Raw genomic sequence first — 14,138 nt, forward strand, 5'->3', positions numbered from 1 at the left:
CAGCGCGTCCGGGCCACGATCGACGCCCGGGTGCGGCGGGTGGCGTCCACATCCATGTCGGGCCGGTCCCGCCGGCCGGGGCCGAGAGCCGCAGCCCGATCTCGTCCTCCGGCACACACGGCGGCGGATCCGCGCGGACGTGCAGGGCCCACCAGAGGGCGACCCGTACGGCAGTGTGGTCGGCCTCTGCAGTGTGGTCGGCCTCGGCCACGTCCTTCGTCACGACGCCCAGTCCTTGGAGAAGTCCAGCTCCGCGCTGCGCTGGGTCAGCGAGTACCAGTTGCCGTTGTCGTCGCGGAAGATCGCCTCGATGCCGTACGGCCGCTCCTGCGGCTCCTGGATGAACTCCACCCCGCGTGCCCGGAACGTCTCGTAGTCACCGCGGCAGTCGTCGGTACGGAACGCTCCCGCGCCCATCACGCCCTTGCCGACGAGCTTCTTCAGTGCCTCGGCGGACTCGGGGTCCAGGCCCGGGCCGTCGAGGCTCATCAAGGTCAGTTCGACACCCTCCTGCTCCTTGGCGCCGACGGTGACCCATGTCATCTCGCCCATCGAGACCTCGCTGCGCACCTCGAAGCCCAGCTTCTCGGTGAAGAAGGCCTTGGTGCGTCGCTGGTCGAAGGTCCATACGGTGACGATGCCCAGTCCCTTGATCATGGCTCCGCTCTCCTGTCGTCCGGGGGTTGCTCCCTGTCACCGTAGGCAGCGGCGGGATCGGGCCGCTTCTTCGAAGTTGCGGTCCTTCCCGGGTCCCTCGCGGTGGGGAAGCCGCCGGCCCAGAGCATGGCGTAGCAGCCGGGGATCAGGGCGGCGCCCCGGCCCACGTGCCGGGTGCGGTACTCGCTCGGGGTGAGCCCGGTGTGCGCCTTGAAGCGGGCGGAGAAGGTGCCGAGGCTGCTGAAGCCGACCAGGTGGCAGATCTCGGTGACGCTCAGATCGGCCCCGCGCAGCATCTCCTCGGCCCGCTCGATCCGCCGGTGCGTGAGGTACTGCCCGGGTGTCTCGCCGTACGCCTCCTTGAAGGCCCTGAGGAAGTGATAGCGCGAGTACCCGGCATGCGCGGCGACGGCGCCGAGGTCCAGCTCCGGGTCGGCCCAGTCCCGGTCCATGGCGTCCTTGGCGAGCCGGATCTGCCGCACTTTGTCCATGGGTCGATGGTGGCATGCGGCACTGACATCGACCCCGCGGCCGGACATGTCGACCCAGCGGCTGGACATGCCGACCCGCGGGTGGACATGAAGAAGGCCCCCGGGGCGGACACAGTCCGGGGGCCTTCGGTTCAGGAGAGGCGGCTCAGACCTCGACCAGCGGAGCCGGGGCCGCGTCGTCCGCCGACTTCTGCGGTCCCGCTCCCTTCAGCGGCACTTCCTTGACGAACACCGCCGCCACCAGCGCGACCACGGCGACGATCGAGCCGAGCAGGAACGCCGAGTGCGTGCCCGCCGACACCGCGAACTGGTACGCCTCGCGCACCGTGGCCGGCAACTTCTCCAGGCCCTTCGCGTTCAGCGTCGCGGACTGCTCGGTCACCTTGGCCCCCATCGCGCCGCCTCGCTCGGCCATGACGTCCTGGACCCGGTGGTTGAACAGCGCGCCCATGATGGCCACACCGAAGGAGGAGCCGAGCGTGCGGAAGAGGGTGGTGGAGGAGGACGCGACGCCCATGTCCTTCATCTCGACGCTGTTCTGCGCGACCAGCATGGTGATCTGCATCAGGCAGCCCATGCCGAGCCCGACGACGGCCATGAAGACACCGGAGGTGAACCGCGAGGTCCCCGTGTCCATCGTCGACAGCAGGTACAGGCCGATCACCATCAGGACACTGCCGACGACCGGGAAGACGTAGTACCGACCGCTGTTGGTGGTGATCCGGCCCGCGACCATCGAGGTCACCAGCATCGCGCCGAGCATCGGCAGCAGGAGGAGCCCGGAATTGGTCGCGGAGGCCCCCTGCACGGACTGCTGGTACAGCGGCAGGAAGAGCGTGGCGCCGAACATCACGAAGCCGGTGATGAAGCCGATGACCGACATCAGCGTGAAGTTGCGGCTGCGGAAGATGTGCAGCGGTACGACCGGCTCGGCCGCCTTGGTCTGCCAGAACACGAACCCGACGAGCGCGGCGACCCCGATGCCGATCAGCTCCATGATCCGCGCGGAGGTCCAGGCGTACTCCGTGCCGCCCCAGGTGGTCACCAGCACGATGGAGGTGATGCCGACGGTCAGCAGGGCGGCGCCCAGGTAGTCGATACGGGCCTGTGCGCGCTTCTTGGGCAGGTGCAGCACCGCGCTGATCAGACCGAGCGAGACGACACCGAGCGGCAGGTTGATGTAGAAGGACCAGCGCCAGCCCCAGTTGTCGGTGATGGTGCCGCCGACCAGCGGGCCGCCGATCATCGCGAGCGCCATGACGCCGGCCATCATGCCCTGGTACTTGCCACGCTCCCGCGGCGGGATCAGGTCACCGATGATCGCCATGACGCCGACCATCAGACCACCGGCTCCGAGGCCCTGCACGGCCCGGAAGCCGATGAGCTGCCCCATGTCCTGGGCCATGCCGCTGAGCGCGGAGCCGATCAGGAAGAGCACGATCGAGCTCATGAAGACGCCCTTGCGGCCGTACATGTCGCCGAGCTTGCCCCAGAGCGGGGTGGCGGCGGCGGTGGCCAGCGTGTAGGCCGTCACGACCCACGAGAGGTGCTCGAGTCCGCCGAGCTCGCCGACGATCGTCGGCATCGCGGTGCCCACGATCATGTTGTCGAGCATCGCGAGCATCATGGTGATCATCAGCGCGAGCAGGACGACCCGCACACTGCGCTGTTTCTTGTCCGGCTCCGTCTCGACCGTCTGTGTGTCCGCCATCGTTCCCACTCCCCTGAGGTCCTGCTGTACTGCCCCCGCCGGGCTACTTACTTGCCGCCCGGCTAGTTGTCTACACTGGGGAAGGTAGACGCGTAACTAGCCGGGCGTCAAGTAAGTTTTATGGAAAGCCGAGGAGCACGAGGATGGGCGGCACCATGGACGTCACGAAGCAGCAGCGCCGCGGCAACACGCGCCAGCGCATCCAGGACGTGGCCCTCGAACTCTTCGCGGAGCAGGGGTACGAGAAGACGTCCCTGCGGGAGATCGCCGAGCACCTGGATGTCACCAAGGCGGCGCTGTACTACCACTTCAAGACCAAGGAAGAGATCCTCGTCAGCATCTTCGACGATCTGACGCAGCCGATCCTCGACCTGATCGAGTGGGGCCGGAAGCAGCCGCACACGCTGGAGACGAAGCAGGAGATCGTACGGCGCTACAGCGAGACGCTGGCCGGTGCGACTCCCTTGTTCCGCTTCATGCAGGAGAACCAGGCGACGGTCCGTGAACTGCGTGTCGGTGAGACCTTCAAGGAGCGCATGCAGGGGTTGCGGGAGATCATCGTCGACCCCGAGGCGGACCTGACCGACCAGGTCCGCTGCGTCAGCGCGATCTTCACCCTGCACGCGGGGATGTTCTTCCTCCAGGACATCACCGGGGACCCGGAGTCCAAGCGCAAGGCAGTTCTGGAGGTAGCGACAGACCTGGTCACCCGGGCCCACCGGGGTGGGGGTAACGGCTAGGGGGCTGGGATTCGGGCAAGGTAGCCGGCCTGGGGCTGGCGCGCGCCCGCACCTCGGCCCCGCGGGAGCGGGAACGACTCACGCCTCGGGCCCTGCACGAGGACCAGCGGCTGCCCTTCGCCGGGAGGCGACACGAGGACCGGGGTCTGCCATGTGCCCCGGAGGGCGACACAAGGACTGGCGCCCGCCATCCGCCCCGGAGGGGCATGGCCCGGGGAAGCCCCGTCCGCGGTTCCGCCCAGAGACAGCCCAAACCACGCACACCTCAGCCACCACGAGGGCCAGCACCCGCCCTGCGCCCCCCGGAGGCGACCCAAGGACCGGCACCCGCCCCTCACCCCGAAGACGGCACGAGGACCGGAACCCGCCATCCGCCCCGGAGGCGACCCTGGGCACTCACGCCCACGGCCCTCCCGAAGGCAGCACCAGCGGCTCACGCGCGCCCGCCCACCCCCCGAGGCAGCTCGAACGACTCACCCGCCCGACTCACCTCAGGGGCGGCGTCCGTCCGACGGACACTCGCGCCCCCCAGCGGCCCGGACCCCCGCCCCGACCGACCCGACGTAGGCGCGCCCGCCATACATGCCCCCCGCGCGCCCGACCCGACAGAACTCGCCGCGCACGGTCACCCCGACCGTCGGACGACCCCCGCTCAGACCTTGACGCCCTTGGCGCGCAGGAAGGCGACCGGGTCGATGGCCGAGCCGTAGTTCGGGGTGGTGCGTATCTCGAAGTGCAGGTGCGGGCCGCTGGAGTTACCCGTGTTGCCGGACAGGGCGATGCGCTGACCGGTCTTGACGACCTGGCCGACCTTGACCTTTATCCGGGAGAGGTGGGCGTACTGCGAGTACCTCTTGTTGCCGTGCTTGATCACGATGGCGTTGCCGTAGGCGGCACCGTCACCGGCACCGCCCGGACCCGCCTTGACGACGGTCCCGCCGTGCGCGGCGACGACGGTCGTACCGCTCGGCACCGCGAAGTCCTGCCCACTGTGGGTGGACTGCCACATGCCACCGGCCTGCGCGAAGCTCGCGCTGAGCGTGTACTTCTTCACCGGGTCGACCCAGGAGGGCGAGTGGGACGCGGCCGAGGCGACTCCGGCCCCCAGCACAGCCGACGCCCCGACGGACGCGGCCACGACGGCCACACGGGTGCGGAGCAGAGACGTACGGGAAGAGCGGTGGGAGACGCGCTGGAACATTCGAAACCTCATGAAGCCGGGGACAGGAGAGCCACCCGGCGCACGACGGCGGCCGGTTGGCGCATCCCTTGGTAACCCGAGGGGCCGAATACGCCCAAACAGCGCATCTACGACGGAATGTAGTAATGGGTCGAGAACGGACGCCCGGGAAGTTCATGTACCTCCCGGAATCACACCCCGAACACCCCACTATTCCGCCTAGTAATGGACAAATCGCCTGTGCGGCAAGTCACCGGGGGCCCTTTCGAAAAACCCCGTCATGTGACGCACGTCTCTGGCGACTTACCACCCAGTAACCCTACGGTTCCCCTCGCGCCACCCTCGCCACCGAACATGCACCAGACAACGGCATACGGACGTGAGAGGACCCCCACAAACATGAGAAGCAGACGCCCCTGGGCGCGCAGCACAGCCGTAAGCACCGTCTCCGCAGCCGCACTCCTCGCCCTGGCCGTCCCCGCCGAGGCCGCGACGACCCCCGCAAGCGCCTCCACGACCGCCACGGCCGCCGCTGCGGACGTCGACTACGCGACCTGGCAGACCGACTGCCGGGCCGTCATGGGCCAGGCCCTCCCCTATCTGAAGGCACGCATCGCCGCCCCCAAGTCCGGCGAGAAGCAGGCGATCGTCCTCGACATCGACAACACCACGCTGGAGACCGACTTCGGCTTCAGCTACCCCCAGCCGGCCAACAAGCCCGTCCTGGACGTCGCGAAGTACGCCCAGGAGCACGGCGTATCCCTGTTCTTCGTGACCGCCCGCCCCGGCATCATCGCCTCGGCCACCGACTACAACCTCAAGCAGGTCGGCTACCAGGTCAGCGGCCTGTACGTCCGCAACTTCATCGACCTGTTCAAGGACGTCGCCACCTACAAGACCGCCCAGCGCGTCGACATCGAGAACAAGGGCTACACGATCATCGCGAACATCGGCAACAGCGCCACCGACCTGTCGGGCGGCCACGCCGAGAAGACCTTCAAACTCCCGGACTACGACGGCCAGTTGTCCTGACCCACTCCCGGCGGACCGCGTACGCGAGAGGGGCCGGTGCTCTGTGAGCACCGGCCCCTCTCGTCGGCCCTGCGGCCGTGTGAGGCTTACGCCTCCTTGCTCAGGTTCGGCCCGGCACCGCCGGCCGCCTGCTCGATCGGCGGGACGTCGGGCAGCGCCGCCTTCTCCTCACCGCGGAAGGTGAAGGTCTGGGTCTCGCCCTCGCCCTCCGTGTCCACGACCACGATGTGACCGGGACGCAGCTCGCCGAAGAGGATCTTCTCCGAGAGCGTGTCCTCGATCTCGCGCTGGATCGTGCGACGCAGCGGCCGCGCGCCCAGCACCTGGTCGTAACCCTTCGTGGACAGCAGCTCCTTGGCGGACTGGGAGAGCTCGATGCCCATGTCCCGGTCCTTGAGGCGCTCGTCCACCTTGCCGATCATCAGGTCGACGATCTGGAGGATGTCGGCCTGGGTCAGCTGCGGGAAGACGACCACGTCGTCGACACGGTTGAGGAACTCGGGCCGGAAGTGCTGCTTGAGCTCGTCCGAGACCTTGTTCTTCATGCGCTCGTAGTTGGTCTTCTTGTCACCCGAGGCCGCGAAGCCCAGGTTGAAGCCCTTGGAGATGTCCCGGGTGCCGAGGTTGGTCGTCATGATGATGACCGTGTTCTTGAAGTCCACGACCCGGCCCTGGGAGTCGGTCAGGCGACCGTCCTCCAGGATCTGCAACAGCGAGTTGAAGATGTCCGGGTGGGCCTTCTCGACCTCGTCGAACAGGACGACGGAGAACGGCTTGCGGCGGACCTTCTCGGTCAGCTGGCCGCCCTCTTCGTAGCCCACGTAGCCGGGGGGCGAACCGAAGAGCCGCGAGACCGTGTGCTTCTCGCTGAACTCCGACATGTCGAGGGAGATCAGCGCGTCCTCGTCACCGAAGAGGAACTCCGCGAGGGCCTTGGACAGCTCGGTCTTACCGACACCGGACGGGCCGGCGAAGATGAACGAACCACCCGGACGCTTCGGGTCCTTGAGGCCCGCACGCGTACGACGGATCGCCTTCGACAGCGCCTTGACGGCGTCGACCTGGCCGATGACCCGCTTGTGGAGCTCGTCCTCCATACGCAGCAGACGTGAGGACTCCTCCTCGGTCAGCTTGAAGACCGGGATGCCGGTGGCGGTCGCGAGGACCTCGGCGATCAGCTCGCCGTCGACCTCGGCGACGACGTCCATGTCGCCGGCCTTCCACTCCTTCTCCCGCTTGGCCTTGGCGGCCAGGAGTTGCTTCTCCTTGTCGCGGAGGGAGGCGGCCTTCTCGAAGTCCTGCGAGTCGATCGCGGACTCCTTGTCCCGGCGGACACCGGCGATCTTCTCGTCGAACTCGCGCAGGTCCGGCGGCGCGGTCATCCGGCGGATGCGCATCCGGGAACCGGCCTCGTCGATCAGGTCGATCGCCTTGTCCGGCAGGAAGCGGTCCGAGATGTACCGGTCGGCCAGGGTGGCGGCCTGGACCAGCGCCTCGTCGGTGATGGAGACGCGGTGGTGGGCCTCGTACCGGTCGCGCAGACCCTTGAGGATCTCGATGGTGTGCGGCAGGGACGGCTCCGCGACCTGGATGGGCTGGAAGCGGCGCTCGAGGGCCGCGTCCTTCTCCAGGTGCTTGCGGTACTCGTCCAGCGTGGTCGCACCGATGGTCTGCAGCTCACCGCGGGCCAGCATCGGCTTCAGGATCGAAGCGGCGTCGATGGCGCCCTCGGCGGCACCCGCACCGACCAGCGTGTGCAGCTCGTCGATGAACAGGATGATGTCGCCGCGGGTGCGGATCTCCTTGAGGACCTTCTTCAGGCGCTCCTCGAAGTCACCGCGGTAGCGGGAGCCGGCGACCAGCGCGCCGAGGTCCAGGGTGTAGAGGTGCTTGTCCTTGAGGGTCTCGGGCACCTCGCCCTTGACGATGGCCTGGGCGAGGCCCTCCACGACGGCGGTCTTGCCGACGCCGGGCTCACCGATCAGGACCGGGTTGTTCTTGGTACGGCGGGACAGCACCTGCATGACCCGCTCGATCTCCTTCTCGCGCCCGATGACCGGGTCGAGCTTGGACTCACGAGCGGCCTGGGTGAGGTTCCGGCCGAACTGGTCGAGGACCAGGGACGTCGAGGGGGTGCCCTCGGCAGGCCCGCCGGCGGTGGCGGTCTCCTTGCCCTGGTAACCGGAGAGCAGCTGGATGACCTGCTGCCGCACCCGGTTGAGATCTGCGCCCAGCTTGACCAGGACCTGGGCGGCGACGCCCTCGCCCTCACGGATCAGGCCGAGCAGGATGTGCTCCGTGCCGATGTAGTTGTGGCCCAGCTGAAGGGCCTCGCGGAGCGACAGCTCCAGGACCTTCTTGGCACGGGGGGTGAAGGGGATGTGCCCGGACGGGGCCTGCTGCCCCTGCCCGATGATCTCCTCCACCTGCTGGCGGACCGCCTCGAGCGAAATCCCGAGGCTCTCAAGGGCCTTGGCGGCGACACCCTCACCCTCGTGGATCAGGCCCAGGAGGATGTGCTCGGTGCCGATGTAGTTGTGGTTGAGCATCCGGGCTTCTTCCTGAGCCAGGACGACAACCCGCCGCGCGCGGTCGGTGAACCTCTCGAACATCGTTAATCGCTCCTCAGAGCGGTCAGGCAGTGGGGGGAACTTCCCCTCCCTGTCCTTCCGCAGCTTAGTCCCGCAAGCGGGGACCGCTCATTCCAACTGCCGACACCGTCGATGGCCTCCTGACCCCGAACGCCGACATCCTGTCCAACCCGATGGTGCGAGACGATGTTCCCGCAGGCCAGGCAGTTACCCCAGTCGCCAGTACGCCGATGGCGAACGTGAGACGGCCTTTCCTGCGTGTCGCCCCCTCCCACTAGGGATGTCTTACCCGCACGGACCGACAGTCCATGCCGTACGCCCCCCGCCCCTCCGCTACGGGCGAACAACCTTGTGCCACCCCGCACCTCCGCACGCCCCCTTTTCAAACACTCTTCGCACACGGCGGTACACCCAGCGTAACTCTCGCGCCTTTCCGACGGTTGCACTTGGCATGGTCGCCAGCCACCCCCCTCTCACCGTCGGTCTCACCGCGGTCCCGCCCCCGCGCCGGCCGCTCGAACCGACCGCCGCCGACGACGATCCGGTCCGCCGCTGGTACGAGAACGAACTGGGCTGGCCCACGGTGCCCGAGAGCGCCCCTGAATCTCCCGTACGGCTGCGCCTGGGTCTGCGCTTCGACGTACTGGACGTCCCGGCCGAGGCGGGTCGCGCGGCCCTGCGCCACCTCATGGAGGGCTCGCCGGTGGCACTGCGGGGCGACCGCATGCGGCTCCTGGTGGCGGCGGGCAGCGCGGAGGAGCTGCCGGGCCTGCTGGACTGGCTGGAGTGGGGCACGCTGGCGCTCGACCTGCGGGCGATCGGGACGGGCGGTGTGATGCGGGCACCGCGTCCGCCGGAGCACTGGGTGGGCGGGCTCGGGAAGGTGCCGTCGGGGAGGTCTGCGCGTCCGGGGACCGCGGTGGGCGAATCCGTCGCCCTGCCGTCGCTACCGGAACAGGCCGGAGGCCTGCTCCGACCGTCGCCGACGGAGGCGGGCCGGGCTGCCGGGAGCCGGCGGCCTCTCGTCCTGGGCCGTCCGGGCGCCCTGCAGGGGGCCGCCGTGTGGCTGCGGCCCCCCGAGCCTGGGTGCGAGGTCGAGGCCTCGCTGCCGACGGTGTCGGCACTGGGGGGCGATGGGGGCGCCCCCGATCTCGTACGCGTCGTGAACACGGTGGCGACGCAGTGCCACCGGCTGCGGCTGCGGCGCGTCCGGCCATAAGCCTTCGCAGGCCCCGGCCTTCGTGGACCTTTCGATCAGGCGTTTTCCTTCTCGTAAGCCTCACGAATGCTCGCCGGAACGCGGCCGCGGTCATTGACCTCGTAACCGTTCTCCTTGGCCCAGGCACGGATCTGAGCGGTGTCCTGGCTGCCACCGGAAGCGGCCCGCGCCTTTCCACGCCCGCCCGAAGCACGGCCGCCGGTGCGGCGACCGCCCTTCACGTAAGGCTCGAGAAGGCCACGGAGCTTGTCCGCATTGGCGGTCGTGAGATCGATCTCGTACGTCTTGCCGTCCAACGCGAACGTGACGGTCTCGTCCGCCTCGCCGCCGTCGATGTCATCGACAAGAAGGACCTGAACCTTCTGTGCCACCGGATTTCCTTTCATCCAATACTTGAGGGCCGGGTGGTCTGCGGCGTCCGCCGTTTCGCCGTCCCCTGTTATATGCAGTACTGCAGTACGTCGGAAAGCAAACCGCTTTTGCTGAGAAAACACAAACCCCCGGGAGAGACCGACAGGGGCCGCCCCGTCCGGAAACGTGCGCGTTTCGGACATAGGGAACCTGGGCAGGCCCGAGCGCCGGAATCCTTGGCGATCACAGATGCAGAAGCATCCGGCTGTTGCCCAAGGTGTTCGGTTTCACCCGTTCGAGACCCAGGAACTCCGCCACCCCTTCGTCATAGGAACGCAGCAGCTCGGTGTAGACATCGGTGTCAACGGGTGTCTCGCCGATCTCGACGAAGCCGTGCTTGCCGAAGAAGTCCACTTCGAAGGTGAGACAGAAAACGCGACGAACACCGAGCCAGCGGGCCGTCTGCAACAACTTCTCCAGCAACTGATGCCCGACCCCGGCACCCTTCAGTCCGGGCTTCACGGCGAGAGTGCGCACTTCCGCGAGGTCTTCCCACATGACATGCAGGGCGCCGAAGCCGACCAGCTCGGCGTTGTCGTCGCGCTCGGCGACCCAGAACTCCTGGATGTCCTCGTAAAGCGTCACCGTCGCTTTGTCGAGCAGGATGCGGTCGCGGACGTAGGAGTCAAGGAGCCGACGGATGCCGGCGACATCGCTGGTGCGGGCCCGGCGGACGGTGATGGCTTTTGCGGTGACTTCGGGGTTCTCGCCGGAGGGGCTCTTCGCGGACATGAGCGGACGCTATCGCCCGCCGTCCCTCGATGCCGAGTCGGGGTTCTCCACGGTCGGTCCCCCGACGATCCGTACCGCGTCCTGGAGTGCCTGTCGCTGTTCCTCGCTCATCATGCCGAAGAAGGCGACGAGAGCGGCGGCGGGGTTGTCACTCTGGGACCAGGCGTCGTTCATCAGTGCGGCGGCGTAGGCGGCCCGTGTGGAGACCGCCTCATATCGATAGGCCCGGCCTTCCGCCTCACGGCGCACCCAGCCCTTCTGATGGAGATTGTCCAAAACGGTCATCACCGTGGTGTACGCGATGGACCGTTCCTGCCGAAGGTCTTCCAGGACTTCTCGAACGGTGACCGGGCGGTTCCACTTCCACACCCGCGTCATGACCGCGTCTTCGAGTTCTCCCAATGGGCGAGGCACACCTCAGCACAATAGTGGGGGTTCCGGCTATCGGCGTGACGGACGGGCCTTTCAACGCCAAACAGCAACAAAAAGGGCGTACGACTCCGAAAGCACGGCGGCTCGGGGAGTCGTACGCCGACGGGGGTGCGGCCGGTCAGTCGGCCTGCTTGGTCGCCTCCGCGCGCGCGAGGGCGGCGTCGACGGCCGCGTCCTCCTTGGCCTTGTTGGCCCCGCCCTGGGTCTTCACGATGACTCGGATCAGACCGATGAAGAACACGGCCATCACGACCGGCGGCACGAGCGCGGAGACATAGTCCATGCGTCCAGAGTAGCCACGCGCGGACGGACGACCCGGGCGGGGTGCGGCCTGTCCCGCGTCAGCCCGCGGCCAGCTGCTGCGGCGGGGTCGGCCTGCGGCGCGGGAAGACCTCGCCCGGGGTGGGAATGGGGCGGGAGGGCTTCGGGGCGGCGGGGGCGGGCTTCTCCGCGGGCTTCACCGGCGGCTTGGCCGGCTCCCTGCGCGGTTCGCGCCGAGGCTCCTTGGCGTCCTGTTCCGCCGGACCACCCCCAGCACTCCCGGAGCGCCCCCCGGGGAGCGCCAGAAGACGCGTACGGGAGGCCGGGATCACAGGGGCCACGGGGGCAACGGGGGCAACGGGGGTACGCCGGGCGCTCGTGGCGCTCGTGGCGTCCGCAAGGCGGGCCCTCACGTCGCGTTCGGCCAGCACCTGGCAGCGGCTCAACAAAGCCGCCGCAACAGGGTTGCCGCGCAGCGCCCGGAGTGAGGCCAGGTCGTCGGGCCCGGGCCGGTAGCCGGCGCCCAGCGTCTCCTCCAGCAGCGTGAGGTAGCCGGCGGCGGTGCCGGGCAGTGCGGCGCGGTACCGGGCGAGGTCGGCCACCAGGAAGGCGCGCAGCCGGGCACCCTCACGCTCCGCCTCGTCGAGGGACTCGGCGAGGCGATGGCAGTCCTTGATGTCCTCGGCCGAGGCGGGGGCGGGATGGAGGGCGAGGGCGAGAGCGCGGCGGAGCACACGCAGCTCCTCCACGCCGAACGCCATGCCGCCGCGGGATCCGTATGGCGTGGGCATGCAGCGACAGTACGCGCTAATCAGACAAACTCGTCATAACGGGCGGGTGTGGCGCGACAGGGCCACACCAATGCCGGTCCACGCGGGCCGGCCCGGCGATCACATCCGCGAGACGTTCCGCTCGTACACCAGCCGCAGCCCCACCAGCGTCAGCCAGGGCTCGTGCTCGTCGATCACCGACGACTCCCCCAGCACCATCGGCGCCAGACCGCCCGTGGCGATCACCGTCACGTCGTCCGGGTCCTGCGCGAGCTCCCGCGCCATCCGGCTCACCACGCCGTCGACCTGCCCGGCGAAGCCGTACACGATCCCGGACTGCATCGCCTCGACCGTGTTCTTCCCGATCACGCTCCGCGGCCGGGCCACCTCGATCTTCCGCAGCTGCGCCCCCTTCACCCCGAGCGCCTCCACGGAGATCTCGATACCGGGGGCGATGACCCCGCCGACGTACTCCCCGCGCGCGGACACCGCGTCGAACGTCGTCGCCGTACCGAAGTCCACGACGATCGCCGGCCCGCCGAACAACTCGACGGCCGCCACCGCGTTGATGATCCGGTCCGCGCCGACCTCCTTGGGGTTGTCGGTGAGGATCGGCACCCCCGTCTTCACCCCGGGCTCGACCAGCACGGCCGGCACGTCGCCGTAGTAACGCCGCGTCACCTCACGCAGCTCGTGCAGCACGGACGGCACGGTCGCGCAGATCGCGATCCCGTCGATGCCGTCGCCCAGTTCGTCCCCGAGGAGCGGATGCATGCCCATCAGGCCCTGGAGCAGTACCGCCAGCTCGTCCGCCGTCCGGCGGGCGTCCGTGGAGATCCGCCAGTGCTCGACGATGTCCTCGCCGTCGAACAGCCCGAGGACGGTGTGCGTGTTGCCTACGTCGATCGTGAGGAGCATCGCGACTACTCCGCCTCGCGCAGATCGAGGCCGATGTCGAGGATCGGCGAGGAGTGGGTGAGTGCCCCGACGGCGAGGTAGTCGACCCCGGTGTCGGCGTACACGCGCGCGTTGGCCAGCGTCAGCCGGCCGGAGGCCTCCAGGGCGGCCCGCCCGTGCACGAGCGCGACCGCCTCCTCGCACTCGCCGGGCGTGAAGTTGTCCAGCAGGATCAGGTCGGCGCCCGCGTCCACGACCTCCCGCAGCTGGTGCAGGGTGTCGACCTCGACCTCGATCGGCACGTCCGGGAAGGCCTCCCGGACGGCCTTGAAGGCCTGCGCGACACCACCGGCGGCGACCACGTGGTTGTCCTTGACCAGCGCCGCGTCGGACAGCGACATCCGGTGGTTGACCCCGCCCCCGCACCGCACCGCGAACTTCTCCAGCGACCTGAGCCCGGGAGTCGTCTTCCGCGTGTCCCGCACGCGTGCCTTGGTGCCCTCCAGCGCGTCCGCCCACGCGCGTGTGGCGGTCGCGATGCCGGAGAGCCGGCACAGCAGGTTGAGCGCGCTGCGCTCGGCGGTGAGGAGGTCACGCGTACGCGTGGTGACCGACAGGAGCGTCTGTCCCGCATCCACCCGGTCGCCGTCCTCGACGTGCCGCTCGACCTCGAACTCGTCCTCGCAGACCACCGAGACGACCGCCTCGGCGACCCTGAGGCCGGCCACGACGCCCGCCTCGCGCGCGACGAAGTCGGCGGTGGCGACGGCGTCCTCGGAGATGGTCGCGACGGTCGTCACGTCCACGCCGTGGTCGAGGTCCTCCTGGATGGCCACGTTGGCGATGTCCTCGACCTCCACGGGGTCGAGCCCGGCGTCGGCCAGGAGCTGCGCGAGCGCGGGGTCGAGCCCGCACTCCAGGTACTCGTCGTCGCCGATGCCGGCGTCCGCGCCACAGGCGCAGCCGTCGCCGCAACCGCCGGACGAGGCGAGGGGAAGGTCGTCGGTGCTCACT

The 14,138-nt window shown here is 68.8% G+C and carries 15 protein-coding genes and 1 pseudogene; 3 read left to right on the forward strand and 13 right to left on the reverse strand.

Annotated elements, in window-relative coordinates:
• Nucleotides 1-2 precede the first annotated feature (2 nt).
• The 4 genes and pseudogenes from ABZT93_RS33285 to ABZT93_RS33300 form a co-directional block, all read right to left on the reverse strand.
• Nucleotides 3-232 (reverse strand): annotated as a pseudogene (locus ABZT93_RS33285) (SAM-dependent methyltransferase); the annotation flags it as partial.
• The gene (locus tag ABZT93_RS33290; RefSeq protein ID WP_356111699.1) at nucleotides 220-657 is read right to left on the reverse strand and encodes a VOC family protein; all 438 of its coding nucleotides are present in this window, start codon (nucleotides 655-657) and stop codon (nucleotides 220-222) included. The gene ABZT93_RS33290 and the pseudogene ABZT93_RS33285, both read right to left, overlap by 13 nt.
• Nucleotides 654-1,148, reverse strand: coding sequence for a helix-turn-helix transcriptional regulator (locus ABZT93_RS33295; RefSeq protein ID WP_356111701.1), 495 nt, complete (start codon nucleotides 1,146-1,148; stop codon nucleotides 654-656). Before ABZT93_RS33295 ends, ABZT93_RS33290 begins: the two co-directional genes overlap by 4 nt.
• 145 nt (nucleotides 1,149-1,293) lie before the next feature.
• Complete coding sequence (locus ABZT93_RS33300; protein WP_356111703.1) at nucleotides 1,294-2,859, reverse strand: MDR family MFS transporter; 1,566 nt, start codon at nucleotides 2,857-2,859, stop codon at nucleotides 1,294-1,296.
• A 143-nt stretch (nucleotides 2,860-3,002) separates the two neighbouring features.
• Between ABZT93_RS33300 and ABZT93_RS33305 the strand changes: the two genes are divergently transcribed.
• Complete coding sequence (locus ABZT93_RS33305; protein WP_356111705.1) at nucleotides 3,003-3,599, forward strand: TetR/AcrR family transcriptional regulator; 597 nt, start codon at nucleotides 3,003-3,005, stop codon at nucleotides 3,597-3,599.
• Between the two features lie 652 nt (nucleotides 3,600-4,251).
• Here ABZT93_RS33305 and ABZT93_RS33310 read toward each other — a convergent pair.
• Entirely contained in the window at nucleotides 4,252-4,800 is a 549-nt protein-coding gene (locus tag ABZT93_RS33310) for a M23 family metallopeptidase (RefSeq protein WP_356111707.1), read from the reverse strand.
• A 378-nt stretch (nucleotides 4,801-5,178) separates the two neighbouring features.
• On the opposite strand from ABZT93_RS33310, the gene ABZT93_RS33315 reads away from it, so the two are divergent.
• Complete coding sequence (locus tag ABZT93_RS33315) at nucleotides 5,179-5,811, forward strand: HAD family acid phosphatase (RefSeq protein WP_356111709.1); 633 nt, start codon at nucleotides 5,179-5,181, stop codon at nucleotides 5,809-5,811.
• A gap of 86 nt (nucleotides 5,812-5,897) precedes the next feature.
• Here ABZT93_RS33315 and ABZT93_RS33320 read toward each other — a convergent pair whose 3' ends face one another.
• Complete coding sequence (locus ABZT93_RS33320; RefSeq protein ID WP_057612449.1) at nucleotides 5,898-8,423, reverse strand: ATP-dependent Clp protease ATP-binding subunit; 2,526 nt, start codon at nucleotides 8,421-8,423, stop codon at nucleotides 5,898-5,900.
• A 430-nt stretch (nucleotides 8,424-8,853) separates the two neighbouring features.
• Between ABZT93_RS33320 and ABZT93_RS33325 the strand changes: the two genes are divergently transcribed.
• The gene (locus ABZT93_RS33325) at nucleotides 8,854-9,621 is read left to right on the forward strand and encodes an SCO3374 family protein (RefSeq protein WP_356111711.1); all 768 of its coding nucleotides are present in this window, start codon (nucleotides 8,854-8,856) and stop codon (nucleotides 9,619-9,621) included.
• A gap of 35 nt (nucleotides 9,622-9,656) precedes the next feature.
• Here ABZT93_RS33325 and ABZT93_RS33330 read toward each other — a convergent pair whose 3' ends face one another.
• The 7 genes from ABZT93_RS33330 to nadC form a co-directional block, all read right to left on the reverse strand.
• Nucleotides 9,657-9,992: an Lsr2 family protein gene (locus ABZT93_RS33330; protein WP_356111713.1), complete on the reverse strand. Its 336-nt coding sequence runs from the start codon at nucleotides 9,990-9,992 to the stop codon at nucleotides 9,657-9,659.
• A gap of 223 nt (nucleotides 9,993-10,215) precedes the next feature.
• Nucleotides 10,216-10,764, reverse strand: coding sequence for an amino-acid N-acetyltransferase (locus ABZT93_RS33335; protein ID WP_356111716.1), 549 nt, complete (start codon nucleotides 10,762-10,764; stop codon nucleotides 10,216-10,218).
• Nucleotides 10,765-10,773: 9 nt separating this feature from the next.
• On the reverse strand, nucleotides 10,774-11,166 hold the full coding sequence (locus ABZT93_RS33340) for a BlaI/MecI/CopY family transcriptional regulator (RefSeq protein WP_007383769.1): 393 nt from the start codon (nucleotides 11,164-11,166) through the stop codon (nucleotides 10,774-10,776).
• 148 nt (nucleotides 11,167-11,314) lie between these two features.
• Entirely contained in the window at nucleotides 11,315-11,479 is a 165-nt protein-coding gene (locus tag ABZT93_RS33345) for a hypothetical protein (protein ID WP_020122549.1), read from the reverse strand.
• A 58-nt stretch (nucleotides 11,480-11,537) separates the two neighbouring features.
• Nucleotides 11,538-12,218 carry a hypothetical protein gene (locus tag ABZT93_RS33350; protein ID WP_356111819.1) on the reverse strand — a complete coding sequence of 227 codons (681 nt, stop codon included), beginning with the start codon at nucleotides 12,216-12,218 and terminating at the stop codon, nucleotides 11,538-11,540.
• A gap of 129 nt (nucleotides 12,219-12,347) precedes the next feature.
• Nucleotides 12,348-13,145: a type III pantothenate kinase gene (locus tag ABZT93_RS33355; protein ID WP_280850082.1), complete on the reverse strand. Its 798-nt coding sequence runs from the start codon at nucleotides 13,143-13,145 to the stop codon at nucleotides 12,348-12,350.
• A gap of 5 nt (nucleotides 13,146-13,150) precedes the next feature.
• Nucleotides 13,151-14,137: a carboxylating nicotinate-nucleotide diphosphorylase gene (nadC, locus tag ABZT93_RS33360; protein ID WP_356111719.1), complete on the reverse strand. Its 987-nt coding sequence runs from the start codon at nucleotides 14,135-14,137 to the stop codon at nucleotides 13,151-13,153.
• Nucleotide 14,138: the final 1 nt, after the last annotated feature.

This window comes from Streptomyces sp. NPDC005303 (assembly GCF_040607335.1).
Classification (GTDB): Bacteria; Actinomycetota; Actinomycetes; order Streptomycetales; family Streptomycetaceae; genus Streptomyces.

Coding starts and splice junctions, on each gene's coding strand:
- ABZT93_RS33295 (WP_356111701.1), bottom strand. CDS start 1,148: ATGGACAAAGTGCGGCAGATCCGGCTCGCCAAGGACGCCATGGACCGG.
- ABZT93_RS33290 (WP_356111699.1), bottom strand. CDS start 657: ATGATCAAGGGACTGGGCATCGTCACCGTATGGACCTTCGACCAGCGA.
- ABZT93_RS33305 (WP_356111705.1), top strand. CDS start 3,003: ATGGGCGGCACCATGGACGTCACGAAGCAGCAGCGCCGCGGCAACACG.
- ABZT93_RS33320 (WP_057612449.1), bottom strand. CDS start 8,423: ATGTTCGAGAGGTTCACCGACCGCGCGCGGCGGGTTGTCGTCCTGGCT.
- ABZT93_RS33325 (WP_356111711.1), top strand. CDS start 8,854: ATGGTCGCCAGCCACCCCCCTCTCACCGTCGGTCTCACCGCGGTCCCG.
- ABZT93_RS33345 (WP_020122549.1), bottom strand. CDS start 11,479: ATGGACTATGTCTCCGCGCTCGTGCCGCCGGTCGTGATGGCCGTGTTC.
- ABZT93_RS33335 (WP_356111716.1), bottom strand. CDS start 10,764: ATGTCCGCGAAGAGCCCCTCCGGCGAGAACCCCGAAGTCACCGCAAAA.
- ABZT93_RS33310 (WP_356111707.1), bottom strand. CDS start 4,800: ATGTTCCAGCGCGTCTCCCACCGCTCTTCCCGTACGTCTCTGCTCCGC.
- ABZT93_RS33350 (WP_356111819.1), bottom strand. CDS start 12,218: ATGGCGTTCGGCGTGGAGGAGCTGCGTGTGCTCCGCCGCGCTCTCGCC.
- ABZT93_RS33315 (WP_356111709.1), top strand. CDS start 5,179: ATGAGAAGCAGACGCCCCTGGGCGCGCAGCACAGCCGTAAGCACCGTC.
- ABZT93_RS33355 (WP_280850082.1), bottom strand. CDS start 13,145: ATGCTCCTCACGATCGACGTAGGCAACACGCACACCGTCCTCGGGCTG.
- ABZT93_RS33300 (WP_356111703.1), bottom strand. CDS start 2,859: ATGGCGGACACACAGACGGTCGAGACGGAGCCGGACAAGAAACAGCGC.